The 15706-nt window shown below is 66.4% G+C and carries 19 protein-coding genes; 7 read left to right on the forward strand and 12 right to left on the reverse strand.

The window, feature by feature from the left end; translation table 11 throughout:
* Nucleotides 1–231: 231 nt before the first annotated feature.
* The 6 genes from VDQ18_RS17515 to VDQ18_RS17540 form a co-directional block, all read right to left on the reverse strand.
* On the reverse strand, nt 232–1011 hold the full coding sequence (locus VDQ18_RS17515; RefSeq protein ID WP_323022194.1) for a succinate dehydrogenase iron-sulfur subunit: 780 nt from the start codon (nt 1009–1011) through the stop codon (nt 232–234).
* Nucleotides 1012–1030: 19 nt separating this feature from the next.
* Nucleotides 1031–1861: a hypothetical protein gene (locus VDQ18_RS17520; RefSeq protein WP_323022195.1), complete on the reverse strand. Its 831-nt coding sequence runs from the start codon at nt 1859–1861 to the stop codon at nt 1031–1033.
* 78 nt (nt 1862–1939) lie between these two features.
* On the reverse strand, nt 1940–3745 hold the full coding sequence (gene sdhA, locus VDQ18_RS17525; RefSeq protein WP_323022196.1) for a succinate dehydrogenase flavoprotein subunit: 1806 nt from the start codon (nt 3743–3745) through the stop codon (nt 1940–1942).
* Nucleotides 3746–3755: 10 nt separating this feature from the next.
* The gene (sdhD, locus tag VDQ18_RS17530; RefSeq protein WP_107754477.1) at nt 3756–4133 is read right to left on the reverse strand and encodes a succinate dehydrogenase, hydrophobic membrane anchor protein; all 378 of its coding nucleotides are present in this window, start codon (nt 4131–4133) and stop codon (nt 3756–3758) included.
* An 11-nt stretch (nt 4134–4144) separates the two neighbouring features.
* Complete coding sequence (sdhC, locus tag VDQ18_RS17535; RefSeq protein ID WP_323022197.1) at nt 4145–4528, reverse strand: succinate dehydrogenase, cytochrome b556 subunit; 384 nt, start codon at nt 4526–4528, stop codon at nt 4145–4147.
* Nucleotides 4529–4756: 228 nt separating this feature from the next.
* Nucleotides 4757–5380, reverse strand: a complete 624-nt coding sequence (locus VDQ18_RS17540; RefSeq protein ID WP_323022198.1) for a TorF family putative porin — start codon at nt 5378–5380, stop codon at nt 4757–4759.
* A 452-nt stretch (nt 5381–5832) separates the two neighbouring features.
* On the opposite strand from VDQ18_RS17540, the gene VDQ18_RS17545 reads away from it, so the two are divergent.
* Both VDQ18_RS17545 and VDQ18_RS17550 read left to right on the forward strand, forming a co-directional pair.
* Nucleotides 5833–6543, forward strand: coding sequence for a hypothetical protein (locus tag VDQ18_RS17545; RefSeq protein WP_323022199.1), 711 nt, complete (start codon nt 5833–5835; stop codon nt 6541–6543).
* Nucleotides 6544–6711: 168 nt separating this feature from the next.
* The gene (locus tag VDQ18_RS17550) at nt 6712–6939 is read left to right on the forward strand and encodes a hypothetical protein (RefSeq protein WP_323022200.1); all 228 of its coding nucleotides are present in this window, start codon (nt 6712–6714) and stop codon (nt 6937–6939) included.
* A gap of 80 nt (nt 6940–7019) precedes the next feature.
* Here the strand turns inward: VDQ18_RS17550 and VDQ18_RS17555 are convergent, their stop codons facing one another.
* The 4 genes from VDQ18_RS17555 to VDQ18_RS17570 form a co-directional block, all read right to left on the reverse strand.
* Nucleotides 7020–8045 (reverse strand): MaoC family dehydratase, encoded by a 1026-nt coding sequence (locus tag VDQ18_RS17555; RefSeq protein WP_323022201.1) that lies wholly within the window; start codon nt 8043–8045, stop codon nt 7020–7022.
* A gap of 73 nt (nt 8046–8118) precedes the next feature.
* Nucleotides 8119–8322 carry a DUF1737 domain-containing protein gene (locus VDQ18_RS17560; protein WP_323022202.1) on the reverse strand — a complete coding sequence of 68 codons (204 nt, stop codon included), beginning with the start codon at nt 8320–8322 and terminating at the stop codon, nt 8119–8121.
* Nucleotide 8323: 1 nt separating this feature from the next.
* Nucleotides 8324–8878: an NnrU family protein gene (locus VDQ18_RS17565; RefSeq protein WP_323022203.1), complete on the reverse strand. Its 555-nt coding sequence runs from the start codon at nt 8876–8878 to the stop codon at nt 8324–8326.
* Complete coding sequence (locus tag VDQ18_RS17570) at nt 8878–9753, reverse strand: CoA ester lyase (protein ID WP_323022204.1); 876 nt, start codon at nt 9751–9753, stop codon at nt 8878–8880. The genes VDQ18_RS17565 and VDQ18_RS17570 overlap by 1 nt, the downstream gene beginning before the upstream one ends.
* A gap of 157 nt (nt 9754–9910) precedes the next feature.
* Here VDQ18_RS17570 and VDQ18_RS17575 point away from each other — a divergent pair, with 157 nt between their 5' ends.
* On the forward strand, nt 9911–10201 hold the full coding sequence (locus VDQ18_RS17575) for a hypothetical protein (protein ID WP_323022205.1): 291 nt from the start codon (nt 9911–9913) through the stop codon (nt 10199–10201).
* 144 nt (nt 10202–10345) lie between these two features.
* Entirely contained in the window at nt 10346–11308 is a 963-nt protein-coding gene (mdh, locus tag VDQ18_RS17580) for a malate dehydrogenase (protein ID WP_323022206.1), read from the forward strand.
* Nucleotides 11309–11403: 95 nt separating this feature from the next.
* Here the strand turns inward: mdh and VDQ18_RS17585 are convergent, their stop codons facing one another.
* On the reverse strand, nt 11404–12060 hold the full coding sequence (locus VDQ18_RS17585) for an NAD(P)H-binding protein (protein ID WP_323022207.1): 657 nt from the start codon (nt 12058–12060) through the stop codon (nt 11404–11406).
* Nucleotides 12061–12134: 74 nt separating this feature from the next.
* On the opposite strand from VDQ18_RS17585, the gene VDQ18_RS17590 reads away from it, so the two are divergent.
* From VDQ18_RS17590 to pepT, 3 genes are all read left to right on the forward strand, one after another.
* Nucleotides 12135–13298: a cytochrome P450 gene (locus tag VDQ18_RS17590; RefSeq protein WP_323022208.1), complete on the forward strand. Its 1164-nt coding sequence runs from the start codon at nt 12135–12137 to the stop codon at nt 13296–13298.
* A gap of 183 nt (nt 13299–13481) precedes the next feature.
* Nucleotides 13482–13970 carry a DUF2867 domain-containing protein gene (locus VDQ18_RS17595; RefSeq protein ID WP_323022209.1) on the forward strand — a complete coding sequence of 163 codons (489 nt, stop codon included), beginning with the start codon at nt 13482–13484 and terminating at the stop codon, nt 13968–13970.
* Between the two features lie 77 nt (nt 13971–14047).
* Entirely contained in the window at nt 14048–15283 is a 1236-nt protein-coding gene (pepT, locus tag VDQ18_RS17600) for a peptidase T (protein WP_323022210.1), read from the forward strand.
* A gap of 37 nt (nt 15284–15320) precedes the next feature.
* Here pepT and VDQ18_RS17605 read toward each other — a convergent pair.
* The coding region (locus VDQ18_RS17605) for a hypothetical protein (RefSeq protein ID WP_323022211.1) at nt 15321–15706 on the reverse strand (386 nt) is incomplete at its 5' end.

A 15706-nucleotide genomic window follows, 5' to 3' on the forward strand; every position in this document is an offset into this window, starting at 1 on the left:
TCGGAAGCTCGGAAGCTCGGAAGCTCGGAAGCTCGGAAGCTCGGAAGCTCGGAAGGCCCAAACCCCAGAAAACCGCAGGACCAAGAAACAGCACCCGACATCGGCGCCAACCGCCCGGCTTCAGAACGCTGGGATCCTGAGTGCTGCAACCCGCCCCGGCGCAACGCAAAAGGGCCGCGATTGATCGCGGCCCCTCTGGAACTCGGTCCGACCCGGGCAGGCGATGCGCGATCAGACGACGCGCTCGACCATCATCTTCTTGATCTCGGCGATGGCCTTGGCCGGGTTCAGCCCCTTGGGGCAGGTCGAGGTGCAGTTCATGATCGTGTGGCAGCGATACAGCTTGAACGGATCGTGCAGCCCGTCCAGCCGCTCGCCGGTCATCTCGTCGCGCGAATCGATGATCCAGCGATAGGCGTGCAGCAGCGACGCCGGGCCCAGATAGCGGTCGCCGTTCCACCAATAGCTGGGGCACGAGGTCGAGCAGCAGGCGCACATCACGCATTCATAAAGCCCGTCGAGCTTCTCGCGGTCCTCGATCGACTGCTTCCACTCTTTCGCCGGGGTGTTCGACTTGGTTTCCAGCCAGGGCATGATCGATTCGTGCTGGGCGTAGAAATGCGTGAGGTCAGGCACCAGGTCCTTCACCACCGGCATATGCGGCAGCGGGTAGATCTTCACGTCGCCCTTGATCTCGTCCATGCCGAAAATGCAGGCCAGCGTGTTGCGCCCGTCGATGTTCATCGCGCAGGAGCCGCAGATCCCCTCGCGGCAGGACCGGCGGAAGGTCAGCGTCGGGTCGATCTCGTTCTTGATCTTGATCAGCGCGTCCAGAACCATCGGCCCGCAGCTATCCATATCGACGAAATAGGTGTCGACCCGCGGGTTTTCGCCGTCATCGGGCGACCAGCGGTAGATGCGGAAGGTGCGCAGGTTCGTGGCACCCGCCGGCTTCGGCCAGGTCTTGCCGGTCCGGATCGTCGAGTTCTTGGGGAGAGTCAGTTGAACCATCTCTAGCTTCCTTGCCGTATCACTCTTGGGTCAGGACGACCGAGGGGGAGAACAGGGACTGGGAGGCTGCCACCAGCACCCCCAGTTTGGTGAGGTTATAGGGGTTGAACCCCGCCGCATTCGCCCGGCGCATGAATTCCAGCGCCCCGGCGTTCAGACTTTCATTGCGCGCGCCGACGACCGGCTCCAGCCGGGCGAGCTGCTTTTCCGGCACGCCCAGATAGCGCAGCATCTGCTGGCCCGGACGGTCGCGCGAGACCTGGTTCTCCAGCCGGAAGGCCGTGACCCGATCAGGCCCCGCCGCGGCGCAGAGCCGGGCGTGGAACCCGTCCCAATCGGCAATCGGCGCGGCCATGGTCTGGAAGGCGTCCCAGGTGCCGGTATAGCCGTCGGTCTTGACGATCTGGTTGTGCAGGCTGCGTTTCCAGCCCGCCATGTCGCGGGTATAATAGACGAATTCCGGCCGATAGGGCGCAAAATGCGCATCCAGCAGCGCCACGATCCGGCCGATGAACGGATAGAGCTGGGTCTCGCCATAGGATCCGGGCGGCGCGCCGACCAGATTCTCGTGGCTGATCAGCACCGTCCCGGTGGTCTGCTCCAGCTCGGCCTTCATCGCGCGGATCGCCTCGATAAAGCCAGCTTCGCTCTCGGCCGAGGGTGCCCGGGAATACTCGAAAGCCTGGCGTCCCAGCTGCTGCGCCGAGGTGCCCTTGCGCGGGGTGAAGAGCGTGAGCCAGGGTTTCAGCGCCGCGGCATTGGCCTGCAGGAACTGCTGCGCCGCGGTGGTCGCGGTCTTCTGCACGCCGATGTGCAGCACCAGCCGCCGCGGTCCATGCTGGTCAGACATGGGCGGCCCCCCCGGTCAAGCCGGCATCGCAGCAGCGCCGCGACGAGGCACAGAGGGGGGCCGCAGCCATGGCAGACCTCAGTAGACGCGCGCCTTGGGCGCGATCTTCTTCAGCGCGATGCCGCCTTCGGCTTCGGTCGTCAGCGGGTCCAGCACCACCGGACGATAGTCCAGCTTCACCGAATTGCCCTCGACCCAGGCCAGCGTGTGCTTGCGCCAGTTCACGTCGTCGCGGTTCGGATAATCCTCATGCGCATGGGCGCCGCGCGATTCCTTGCGGGCCTCGGCGCCGACGATGGTCGCCAGCGCGCAGGGCATCAGGTTTTCCAGCTCCAGCGTCTCCATCAGGTCCGAGTTCCAGACCAGCGAGCGGTCCGTCACCTTCACATCCGGCATCTTGGCCGCGACGGCCTTCATCTTCTCGACGCCTTCGGCCAGCGTCTTGTCGGTGCGGAAGACGGCGGCGTCGGCCTGCATGGTCTTCTGCATCTCCAGCCGCAGCTCGGCGGTCGAGATGGAGCCATTGGCGTTGCGCAGCCGGTCGAAACGCTCCAGCGCCTTGTCCACCGCGGCTTTCGTGGTGTCGCGGTTGGCGGCGGCCGGATCGACGATCTCACCAGCCCGGATCGCGGCGGCGCGGCCGAAGACCACGAGGTCGATGAGCGAGTTCGAGCCCAGGCGGTTCGCGCCATGGACCGAGGCGCAACCGGCCTCGCCCACGGCCATCAGGCCGGGCGCGGTACGGGTCGGGTTCTCGGCATCGGCGTTCAGCACCTCGCCCCAATAGTTCGTGGGGATACCGCCCATGTTGTAATGGACCGTCGGCAGAACCGGAATCGGCTCCTTGTTGACGTCCACCCCGGCGAAGATCCGAGCGGATTCGGAGATCCCCGGCAGGCGCAGATGCAGCGTTTCCGGCGGCAGGTGGTTCAGGTGCAGGTGGATGTGATCCTTGTTCGGACCGACGCCGCGGCCTTCCCGGATCTCCATCGTCATGCAGCGCGAAACCACATCGCGCGAGGCCAGATCCTTGTAGGTCGGCGCGTAGCGTTCCATGAACCGCTCGCCTTCCGAGTTGGTCAGGTAGCCACCCTCGCCGCGCGCACCCTCGGTGATCAGGCAGCCGGCGCCATAGATCCCGGTGGGGTGGAACTGGACGAATTCCATGTCCTGCAGCGGAAGCCCGGCGCGGGCGATCATCCCGTTGCCGTCGCCGGTGCAGGTATGGGCCGAGGTCGCGCTGAAATAGGCGCGGCCATAGCCGCCGGTGGCCAGCACGACCATTTTGGCGTTGAACTGGTGCAGCGTGCCGTCGTCGAGTTTCCAGGCCAGAACGCCGGTGCATTCGCCGTCATCCGACATCAGCAGGTCGATGGCGAAATACTCGATGTAGAACTGCGCCTTCTCTTTCAGCGAGCGGCCGTAGAGCGTGTGCAGGATGGCGTGGCCGGTGCGGTCGGCCGCGGCGCAGGTGCGCTGCACGGGCGGGCCTTCGCCGAATTCGGTGGTATGGCCGCCGAAGGGACGCTGATAGATCTTGCCCTCCTCGGTCCGGCTGAACGGAACGCCGTAATGCTCCAGCTCATAGACGGCAGCGGGGGCCGAGCGCGCGAGGTATTCCATCGCATCGGTGTCGCCCAGCCAGTCCGACCCTTTCACGGTGTCGTACATGTGCCATTGCCAGCTGTCCGGCCCCATGTTCCCCAGGCTGGCGGCGATACCGCCCTGGGCGGCAACGGTGTGCGAGCGGGTGGGAAAAACCTTGGTGATGCAGGCGGTCTTCAGGCCCTGTTCGGCCATGCCCAGCGTCGCGCGGAGCCCGGCGCCGCCGGCGCCCACGACCACCACGTCATAGGTATGTTGTTCGATCGGATATGCGGTCATTCTTCCGTCCTCAGGCGCTGAACAGGATCGTGGCGATGGCGAAAACGCCCGCCGCCCCCAGCGCGAAGCTGACAAGTTTGTTCAGGACGAGCAGCACCAGGCGGGTGCCGCCCTGGAAATAATCCTCGATCACCACCTGCATGCCGATGGCGAAATGCCAGGCGGCGACGCCCAGGAACAGCGCCGCGGTCAGGGCGTTGCCGAAGGACGAATAGGTGGCGACCAGCGCCTCGTACCCGCCGCCCAGGGCGCGGCCGAAGGGGATCAGGAACAGGATGGTCAGCGGCACCAGCGCGATCGAGGTGACGCGCTGCACCCAGAAATGATGCACGCCCTCGCCCGCCCGGCCCAGGCCCGCAACACGGTTGTAATCGGTCTTGTAGCTCATCGGATGCTCCTTCAGACCAGCAGAAGGGTCAGGACGGTCAGCACCACCGAGGCGCCGATCACCAGCCAATTGGTCATGGCCACGGTCGGCAGCTCGAAGCCGCGGCCGACGTCGAAGAAGAAGTGGCGGATGCCGTTGGCGAAGTGGAACCACAGCGCCCAGAGCCCGGCGATCAGGACGATCTTGCCCAGCAGGCTGCTCAGCAGCCCGTCGGCCACGGCGAAATACTCGGGCGAATAGGCGCCCGCGACGAACCACCAGACGATCAGCAGGGCGGGGGCGCCCAGCGCAACGCCGGTGATGCGGGTCATGATGGAGATCTTTGCGACCAGCGGCAGGCGGTAGACCTGCAAATGCGGGGAAAGCGGCCGGTCGCCCCGGTTCACGTCAGCCATGTTCGTCCCTCTCTCTTGGCGCCCCATACTGTCTGGGCCTCCTGATAGCGGGTTTTCGCGTCAAGTCACGTGGGCATTTCCGCGAATACGGCTGATTTTGGCCGAGGCGGGCAAAAAAATCTGTGCCTGTGATCACAAATAATCTCGTGTGATCACACTTTTCCGGCTCTCGGCCATGCAAAAGGGCGGACGCAATGCGCCCGCCCTTCGGGGTCGGATGAAGCGGTCTCAGAAGCTGGCGGCGACCGACAGAACCACGCGGTTCGACCCGCCGGTGATGGTGTGGAAGCGGCCGTCGATCGAGATGTTGCTGTTGAAATCGTAGGTCAGGCCGGCGTTGCCATAGGCGTTCGAGCCGGTGGTGACGCCCATGGTGAACGAGCCGGTCAGGTTGGTCGCCAGCTGCGTGCTGAAGCCGACATGCCCGTCGTTGATCGTCAGGCCGCCGGCATGGCCCAGATAGACGCCGCCGGACAGCGTGCTGGTCTCGCCCAGAGCCACTTCGCCAAGCAGGTAGAACTCGCCGCTCGCGTCGCCGGTGTTGTTGTAGAAGTAGCGGACATAGCCCACGTCGAAGCTGGTGTTCGAGACCGACCAGCGATAGCCGCCGTAGACGTCGAGCTCGAAATCATCGAGGCCGATGTCGACGTTCGACGCCCAGAGCCCGCCGTAGAAGCCGCCCGAGCTGGCTTCGACCCAGGGCTGGATCGCCGCGTGGTTCATCGTCTGCGTCGCGCCGCGCGAGATGTAGTCCGAGGTCAGCGTCACGCCGTAGGAAAGTTCGACCGCCGCGGCGGGAACCGAGGTGGCGGCGACGGCGCAGGCGGCGAGTGCGAGTTTGAAGGCTTTCATTGTCCCATGCTCCAGTCCCGCCTCGCAGGCCCGGGAAGTGGGCCGGGCGGGTTTGCCTCTGAATAATCCGCCAGCCGCCCCTTCTTTCCAAGCGTCTCCCTCAGGAAATGCGACGAAGCGGTGACAAGTATTGCTGCGCAGCAACACAGGAATTGCGGCACTGATCGAAGAACGGGCAGATGGGCCCGCAAGGCCCTTCGGGCGGGCCGTATTTTGGGCAGCGCCGGATCGGCCGGGGCCGGGGAGGCTTTGCGGCCGGGGGCGGACAGCTACAGGTTGTTGCACCTATGCAGCACTTTGCCGGTTTTGCCGGGCCTTCATCGCGCCGAATCAATAAAATCTCGGCTAAGCTGTTGACACTGCTGGACGTCAACTAACAAAGTCGTGCGAGCGGAGGGATGGTCAAAAGATCGCCGATGTCCGTGTTCCAGAGTTCGCAGGAAATCGAGCAGATGAAAAAACTTCTTATTGGTAGTGTCGCCGCTCTGGCGATCAGTGCAAGTGCGGGCTCGGCCCAGACAATCGGTATCGCCGGGGCGCCCTCGGGCTTCGGCGCTGCGGGCGGGGTCGTGCAGATCGGCTTCTCCGGCACCTACAGCCAGCGCGCGCGCGGCCCGGGTGCGACGCATGCCGACGCCGCGACCATGGCCAATTTCGGCTTCGGCAACCCGGTCACCGGGGTCGGCCTGGAATTCGGCATCAACCTGACCTCGTTCCGCAACTTCGGGCAATCGGGTCACCTGTCCTTCGGCGTGCACCACATGTGGCAGGCCGGCACCGGCATCTTCTCGGCCGCGCTGCGCACCGCCTATGTCTCGCCCTGGGGTGACATCCGCAGCTACCGCCCGTCCTACTCGCTGACCGGCACCTATCTCGGCGGCATCGGCCCGCGTATGGCGATGTTCTCGATCGGCGTCGGCACCGGCTGGGGCCAGGACGCCAGCGACCGCACCACCCGCGGCGCGATCGGCGTCGGCCTGGGCCTGAGCCCGCAATGGGCGGTGAGCGCCGGCTATGTCGGCCAGGAATCGATCATCGGCGCCGTCTGGAGCCCGCCGATGCTGGCCGGCACCTCGGTCGCCTTCTCGTTCCGCAATCTCGAGGAATCGGGCAACGCGACCTTCGCCGTCGACATCGGCCGGGCCTTCGCCCTGATGCGCTGAGCGTCGGGGCCACTCCGGCCCTGACCGCATCTTTCTCGCCGGGGCAGGGAGCCTGTGCTATCCTCCTCGGGTCCGAGCGCGCCCCGGGCGGCGTCAATGCCGCCCCAGGCCCCCGTTCAACGCCGCTTTCGCGGCATCGATTCCAGCTTCAGGATACGAGGTATCGCCATGAAGACCCTCCTTCTCAGCACCGCCTTCGCGCTGACCGCCGCCAGCGCAGCGCTCGCCGCCAACGGCCCGGGTTCGCCCTCGCCGACCGCTCCGGGCGCGCCCGTCACCCCGAGCCTGACGACCGTCGCTCCGGGCGTCCCCACCTTTTTCAGCTATGATTTCACGCCCGGTGGCACCGTCGTCTTCACCCTGACCGGGGAAAACGGCGCGGGCCTGCTCTTCTGAGCCTGCAGGCCTTCAGGCGTTGATCGGGCGGCCTTCGGGTCGCCCGATTGCGTTTGCGGACTCAGATTGCGTTTGCGGACTCAGACGGGCATCAGCGCCCAGTAATCGAGGTCCAGCAGAACCTCTGGCGCGTATTTCCCGTCCGGGCCTTTCAGGGCGGTCCCCGGGGCGGAACTCGCCACCAGCCGCAGCCGGATCGCGCCGACCCCGGGTACGCCGGTCTCGGCCTTGTCCAGAACCTCGGACCAGGCGCGCACCGTGGTGCCGCTGAAACAGGGGTTGGCATGGGCCCCGCCGTTGATCGCCACGATCATCTGCGCATTGGCGAGGCCATTGAACGACAGCGCCCGCGCCAGGCTGATGACATGCCCGCCATAGATCAGCCGCTGCCCGTCGGGGCGGAAAGTGGCGTCGAAATGCACCTTGGCGGTGTTCTGCCAGAGCCGCGTGGCCAGCATGTGCTCGGCCTCCTCGACGGTCACCCCGTCGACATGCTCGATCACCTCGCCCACCGCGTAATCGCCCAGCCGATAGGGTTCGCCCGCTGCCTCGAAATCGTAGCCCTCGAAGGTCAGGCCCGCGGGCACCACCAGATCCGAGACCGGCACGACGCGCGCCAGTTCCGGCACCACCGCCTCGGGCTCCGGCGCCTCCAGCCGGTTCTTGCGCACCATCACCCAGCGCACATATTCCAGCACGGCCTCGCCGCGCTGGTTGCGCCCAGTGGTCCGTACATAGACCACGCCCGATTTGCCGTTGGAATTCTGCTTCAGCCCGATCACCTCGGACGAGGAACTCAGCGTATCCCCCGGCCAGACCGGCGCCAGGAAGCGCCCCTCGGCATAGCCCAGATTGGCCACGGCATTCAGGCTGATGTCCGGCACCGTCTTGCCGAAAACCGTATGAAAGACGATCAGATCGTCCATCGGGCTTGCCGCCAGCCCACAGGCCCGCGCGAATTCGTCCGAGGAATAGAGCGCGCCCCGCGCCGGATAGAGCGCATGGTAAAGCGCCCGCTCCCCGCCTGACAGGGTCCTCGGCACCGCGTGCCGGATCACCTCGCCGATCCGATAATCCTCGAAAAACCGTCCCGGATTGGTCTTCACCGCCCGCGCCCCTTCATTCTGCTTCAAATACGCCGGGGGGTCCGGGGGGCTGGCCCCCCGGTTCCGTCACCCGTTACTGCTCGCCCAGCTTGGTCTCGGGCGTGTAGGTCCCCGGCGCGTCCTTCACCACGGCCTGCGCACAGCGCATCACACCCGTGGTCGCGTCGAAGGCATAGGCGGGCGAGCCATGCAGCTCCCAGCCCTTGTTCAGCGCCGCCGTCACTTTGTGGCAGAAGGCCGAGGTGTCGTCCTCGGTCAGCAAACGATAGAGTTTCATCTCACCCCCAGGGCATCAGCCCGAACCAGATGTGGATATAGCCGACAACGCCGACCAGCAGCACCGCGCCGACGACGGCGCCGATTTCCTTGCCCATGACCACCGGCGCGGTCGAGCGGTCCCAGATCGGGTTGTCGCGGTTATAGAGCCCGACCGAGATCTGCGCCCAGAGGAACAGGCCGCCGAACAGGATCAGGCTGGCCAGATCGCCGTTCACCATCAGATGCGCCAGCGCCCAGAGCCGCACGCCCCAGAGCTGCGGATGGCGCACGATCTTGGTCGCCGCGGTCTTCATCCCCGAGGCCGCGAACAGGTAGAAGCTGAGCAGCATCAGCAGGTTGTTGAGGTGCACCATGGACCGCGATTCGGGCCAGACCTGCGTATAGGGCGCCCAGCGGTAGCCCAGCACCATCAAGACGATGGCGATCAGCGACAGGATCGCCACGATCCCCTTGCCGCCCTCGCCAAAGCGCGCGCGGCTGGCGGGGGCCAGTCGCTTCCACATATGGCTGCCTGACCAGACCAGAAGGCCCAGAATAAGTAGCGCGTATCCCATCAGCTCATCGCTTTCTGCAAGTGTTCGATCGCCTCGGCGCGCGCCAGCACGCTCCGGGCCGTCACAATATGCAGGTTCTCGACGATCTTGCCATCCACCACGGCCACGGCCTGCCCTTCGGCAATCGCCGCGTCGAAGGCGGCGATCTGGCGGCGGGCGAGGTCCAGCGCCGCCGCGTCCGGGGCGAAGACCTGATTGGCGATCTCCAGCTGCGCGGGATGGATCAGGGATTTGCCGTCAAAGCCCAGATCGCGGCCCTGTTCGCATTCGGCGCGCAGCCCGTCCTCGTCCTTGAAGGCATTATAGACGCCATCGACGGCGACGATCCCGGCGGCGCGGGCGGCCATCAGGCAGGTTTGCAGCGCCATCTGCATCGGCAGCCGGTCGGCGCGGAAGCGGCAGTTCAGCTCCTTCGCCAGGTCGTTGGTGCCCATGACGAAGCCCGCCATGCGCGGCGCCGCAGCAATCGCCTGCGCGTTAAGGATGCCCTGCGGCGTCTCCATCATCGCCCAGATCGTGGTTTCCGCCGTCTCGGCGTGGGCGTCCAGCTTGCGGGCCAGCGCCTCGATATCCGCGGCGCTGTTGACCTTGGGCAGCAGGATCGCCTCGGGCCGGGCCAGCGCGATCACGTCCAGATCCTTCTCGCCCCATTCCGTGTCAAAACCGTTGATCCGGACCAGTTTCCCGCGCGGGCCGTAATCGGCCCGGGCCAGCGTGCTGGCCAGCAGCTCGCGCGCGTTGGCCTTCTCGTCTGGGGCGACGGCATCCTCCAGATCGAAGATGATCGCATCCGCGGCGAGGCCCTGCGCCTTCTCCAGCGCGCGCTCTTTCGAGCCGGGGATATAGAGGACGGAACGGTACGGGCGGCTGTCCATGATTCTCTTCCGTGAAACAATCTTGCGCGCAAAGCACCAAATCCGGACACAAAGCGCAAGCGTTAAATTTCTGCACCGCAGAGAGAACGCTGGTTTCAGGCGGTTTTGACCGGCGCGGGCGCAGCCTCGGGCATCGCTTCACCCGAAAGGTCCCGCCATGCGCCTGCTCACTGCCGCCTTCGCCCTGCTGCCTGCCGCGCTTTCCGCCCAGACCCTGCCCTGCGCCCCGCGCGAACGGGTTCTGGTCTTCGTCATCGACGAGCGGGGCGAGACGCGGCTCGCCACCGGCGAGGCCGCGCGCGGCGCCTCGGTCGAGCTTTACGCCAGCGACTCGGGCTCCTGGACGCTGCTGCTGAACCTGCCCGACGGGCGCGCCTGCCTCTTGGCCAATGGCGAGAATTTCACCGCCACCGGCGGCCTGCAACCGGCCCGCGGCAATCCCGCATAACCCAGGGGGTGGCGCCGGGTCAGAAAATGTCGCTGGCAGCGTTAACGGCGCCGCATTCTGTCGTGCCGCATTGCCGCGAGGCTTGCGCGAAGGCAGCCGATTCTCTAGTCAGGGCGCGAATTCACAACCTGACCGGAGATACCCATGGCCAGACCCAAAATCGCGCTGATCGGCGCGGGCCAGATCGGCGGCACCCTCGCCCATCTCGCCGCGATCAAGGAACTTGGCGACGTCGTCCTCTTCGACATCGCCGAGGGCACGCCGCAGGGCAAGGCGCTCGACATCGCCGAGTCGGGCCCGTCCGAGGGCTTCGACGGGATCTTCAAGGGCACCAACTCCTACGAGGACATCGCCGGCGCCGATGTCTGCATCGTCACCGCCGGTGTGCCGCGCAAGCCGGGCATGTCGCGCGACGACCTTCTGGGCATCAACCTCAAGGTCATGAAATCGGTCGGCGAGGGCATCAAGGCCCATGCGCCCAACGCCTTCGTCATCTGCATCACCAACCCGCTGGACGCCATGGTCTGGGCGCTGCAGCAATTCTCGGGCCTGCCGGCCGAGAAAGTGGTGGGCATGGCGGGCGTGCTCGACTCGGCCCGTTTCCGTCACTTCCTGGCGACCGAGTTCAACGTGTCGATGCGCGACGTCACCGCCTTCGTGCTGGGCGGCCATGGCGACACCATGGTGCCGCTGGCCCGTTACTCGACCGTCGCCGGTATCCCGCTGCCGGATCTGGTCGAGATGGGCTGGACCACGCAGGAGCGTCTGGACGCCATCATCCAGCGCACCCGTGACGGCGGCGCCGAGATCGTGGGCCTCCTGAAAACCGGCTCGGCCTTCTACGCACCGGCCACCTCGGCGATCGAGATGGCGGAAGCCTATCTCAAGGACCAGAAGCGCCTCCTGCCCTGCGCCGCCTGGGTTGACGGCGCGCTGGGTCTGAACGGCTTCTACGTCGGCGTTCCCACGATCATCGGTGCCGGTGGCGTCGAGCGCATCGTCGACATCAAGATGAATGCCGACGAGCAAGCCATGTTCGACAAGTCGGTCAACGCGGTGAAGGGCCTGGTCGAGGCCTGCAAGGGCATCGACCCGACGCTGGCCTGAGGCCATCCGCGATAGAATGGAGACGCGCGTCCTGCGGGGCGCGCGTTTTTCGTTGAGGGCTAAGGGTGCTCGGACGGTGCGTGCGAGCACGCACCCTACGTGAGGGTCTGGAAGTCGTCCCATTCCAGCACCGCCTCGCCGGTGCCGCCGCACGCAGCCTCCACCGCCATGGCCCGGCCCAGATCCTCGACCCGGATCCCGCGATATTTCCTGAGCGGCCCGGCCAGCAGCGGGTTGAGCCAAGGCCAGATCGCCAGAAAGACCCCCTGCATCGGGCCATAGCGATTCTCGGGCGTCAGGATCATGCTGGGATGGAAGAGCGTGAGCCGGGCGAAACCCAGCGCCCTGAGCCCGTCTTCCAGCTGCCCCTTGGTCCGCACATAGAGGAACCGCGACCCGGCGCTGACCCCCACGGCTGACAGCAGCGAGAAATGCCCGATCCCGGCTTCGCGGCAGGCCTGGGCGAAAGCCAGCGGATAATCCCGGTCCACCCGCACGAACACATCCTTCGGCGTCTTCGACGGCTCACCCACCCCCAGCGCGCAGACCGCCACGTCATGCCCCGCCAGCAGATGCCGGTAGCTGCCGGGATCGCCCACATCGACCACATGCTGCACCATGTTCGGGCCGGGCAACGCGATCTCACGCCGGTTCAGGAGCGTGACCCGGCCGACCTCCGGCATCCCCGCCAGCGCTCGCAGGGCCGCGCCACCCACCGCGCCGCTCGCCCCCAGCATCACCACTTCGACCATCGGACCCTCCATCCTGAGGGCTTCAGTTGACAGGACAACTGCCCCGGGCTCAACTCCCGACCGGAGGAGAGCCCATGTCCAAAGCCCCCGTCGTCGAGATCGACCTGCAAGCCTTCTGGGCCGACCCCTATCCCACGCTCAAACGCCTGCGGGCCGAGGCGCCGGTGGCCTTCGTCCCGCAACTGGGCGCCACGCTGCTGACCCGGCGGGACGATATCTTCGTCAATGAAAAGAAGATCGAGGTCTTTTCCTCGGACCAGCCGGGCGGGCTGATGACCGTGCTGATGGGCCAGAACATGATGCGCAAGGACGGGGCCGCGCATCAGGCCGAGCGCAAGGCGATCTTCCCGACCGTCTCGCCCAAGACCGTCCGCGATACCTGGAAGGCGCAGTTTCAGGCCTTCACCGCCGGGATTCTGGAGGAGATCCGCCCGCAGGGTCAGGCCGACATGCTGCGCGACATCGCCATGCGGATCTCGGGCGAGGCGCTGAAATGCATCACCGGCCTCACGCAGATCCCCTGGGCCGAGATGGACCGCGTCTCGCAAGGCATGATGGACGGGATCGCCAATTACGCGGGCGACAAGGCGGTCGAGGCCCGCTGCCACGACGCCACCGCCGCCATCGACCGCTATATCGACGAACGGATGCCGGTGCTGCGGGCAGCGCCCGATGCCTCGCTGCTGTCGGTGCAGATGCAGGCGGGGCTGCCTGAGGCGGCGATCCGGGCCAATGTGAAGCTGGCGATCTCGGGCGGGCAGAACGAGCCGCGCGACGTGATTGCCGGGCTGACCTGGGCCCTGCTGACCCATCCCGATCAGCTGGCGATGGTGCGGGACGGGCGGGCGAGCTGGCTGCAGGCCTTCGAGGAATACGGCCGCTGGATCGCCCCGGTCGCCATGTCGCCCCGCCGGGTGGTGCAGCGCCACGTCCTGCACGGCGTCACGCTCGAGCCCGAGGACCGGGTGTTCCTGATGTTCTCGTCCGGGAACCGCGACGAGAGCGTCTTTGCCCGGCCGGATGTCTTCGACCTGACGCAGGACGCGGGCCCGGCCGTGACCTTCGGCGCCGGCCCGCATTTCTGCGCCGGCGCCTGGGCCTCGCGCTGCCTGATCGCCGAGGTGGCGATGCCGATGATCTTCGAGCGCCTGCCGGGGCTGCGGCTGGCGGGGGAGGTGCCCTTCGGCGGCTGGGCCTTCCGGGGGCCTTTGCGGATGCCGGTGGCCTGGGACGCGTAAAGGAGGGGTTTCGCCCTCGGCCGCGACGCCTCCGGCGCCGAGCCCTCGGGCGACCGGCCGGGGGGCATTCTGCCCCCCGGACCCCCCTGAGGATATTTGCAGCACGAAGAGGGGCAGGGGGCGTGCGCTTCTGTCGCGCCGTGAATCGTTGACCGGGCCCGCGCGCTGGCCTCTTCTGGCGCCATGAGCCGAACCCTGCCCGCCGATGCCCCCGCCGCGCTGCGCCTGGTCGCGCCCCTGGCCGATCTGGCGTTTCTCGATATCCAATCGATGGTCCTACCGCGCGAGATGAGTCCACTCGAGGCCTGGCGCTTCCTGATGGACCGGCCGATCCCGCTGTTTGCCCATGCCTTCCGGCTGCGCGACGCCATTGCCGCGCGCTTCGGGGTGAAGCGGCTGGGCGGGTTCCGGGGCGCGCTGCCCGACAGCGTCAGCCCGGGTGACCGGCTGGAGTTCTTCCTCGTCGAGGAGAGCACCCCGGGCCTGATGGTCCTGACCGAGCGCGATCGCCATCTCGACGTGATGACCGCGGTCACGGTCGAGGGGCGGCGCCTCGCCATCACCTCGTCGGTGGTGACGCACAACCTGTTCGGGCGGCTCTACATGTTGCCGGTAGCGCCGGCGCATCGCCTGATCGTGCGCTATCTCATGCGCAGGGCGCGGCGCGGGTAGGGTGGGACTTCAGCCCACCCTGCTTTGCTTGACTTCGCCGCCGGCCCCGGGCCTCATCCCCGCAAACGGAGGCCCCCATGAAAGATCTGACCCACGACCTCGCCGACCGGCTGACCCGCTATTGCGCCATCGACAGCCAGTCGGATGCCGACAGCCCCTCGTCCCCCTCGACCGCGATCCAGCTCGACATGCAGCGCCTCCTGGTCGCCGAACTGACCGCGATGGGGGCCGAAGATGTGACGCTCACCGAATACGGCGCGGTCCTGGCCACGATCCCCGGCACACGCGAGGGGCCGACCGTCGGCTTCCTCGCCCATGTCGATACCGCGCCGCAGTTCAACGCCACCGGCGTGAAGCCTCGGATCATCCGGGGCTATAACGGCGGGGCGATCACCTATCCCGACGATCCCGGCCTCAGCCTGACGCCCGAGGCCTTCCCCTATCTGGCCGAGAAGCTGGGCCATGATATCGTCACCGCCTCGGGGCTGACGCTGCTGGGGGCCGACGACAAGGCGGGCGTGGCGATCCTGATGACCGCGGCCGAGCGCCTGCTGGCCGATCCCTCGCTGCCCCGGCCCCGGCTCCGGCTGGCCTTCACCCCGGATGAAGAGATCGGTCGCGGCGTCGACGCCCGGCTGCCCCAGGATCTGGGTGCCGACTTTGCCTATACCTTCGATGGCGGCAAGCTGGGCGAGATCGAATACGAGACCTTCTCGGCCGATGGGGCGGTGGTGACGATCAAGGGGGTGTCGATCCACCCCGGCTATGCCACCGGCAAGCTGGTCAATGCGATCCACCTGGCGGCCAAGATCATCCAGACCCTGCCGCAGGTGACGCTCACGCCCGAGACGACCGAGGGACGCGAAGGCTTCATCCATGCCACGGATATGGACGGCGGCTCGTCCGAGATGCGGATCAAGTTCATCCTGCGCGATTTCGAACGCGAGGGGCTGGAGGAGAAGGGCGCGCTGCTGCGCCAGGTCTGCGCGGCGGTGGCGGCGACCGAACCCCGGGCCGAGATCACCTGCACCATCACCCCACAGTACCGGAACATGCGCTACTGGCTCGAATCGGACATGACCCCCGTGGAGCTGGCCCGCGATTCGGCGCGCGCCCTGGGGCTCGACCCGGTGTCGGTGCCGATTCGGGGCGGGACGGACGGCTCGCGACTCACCGAAATGGGGATTCCCTGCCCGAATCTCTTCACCGGCATGCAGAACATCCATGGTCCGCTGGAGTGGATCTCGGTTCAGGACATGGAAGTGGCGATGCGACTCTGCCTGGAGATCGCCGGACGGGCCGCCAAGGGCTGAACCCGGGGGGTGATTCCGGCCTGTGAAACAAGCCAAATCACCCCTCCCTCAGGATGTCGTGGTGGGCCGGCCAGAGACCACAACAGGCTGTGAAAAGGTCGGCAAAGCTTGCCTTTCTCAGAAAGTATCGTTGTTTATCAAGTACATGACTGAAAATCGCCGCTTCCTGTGACGAATTTTTGTCGGCCCGCGTTTTTTCCTCTTGCGGCTCCCGGCGGATACCCCTAGATACCGCCTCACCGAAGCGGAGACGCTGAGGGACGCGCCGGAAGGGACGCTGGAAACAGACCCGGAAGACACGGAAAAGGATAGGAAAACGGCAGCGCTGTCGGAAAACTTCGGAAGCGCCGCTGGAATTTTTGTCCTCTGCTTTTTGAAAATTTGGTGAATGAAGGGATATGTGGGCGGTTTGGTTCATTTCGA

It is taken from the genome of Pararhodobacter sp., from assembly GCF_034676075.1.
Lineage (GTDB): Bacteria > Pseudomonadota > Alphaproteobacteria > Rhodobacterales > Rhodobacteraceae > Pararhodobacter.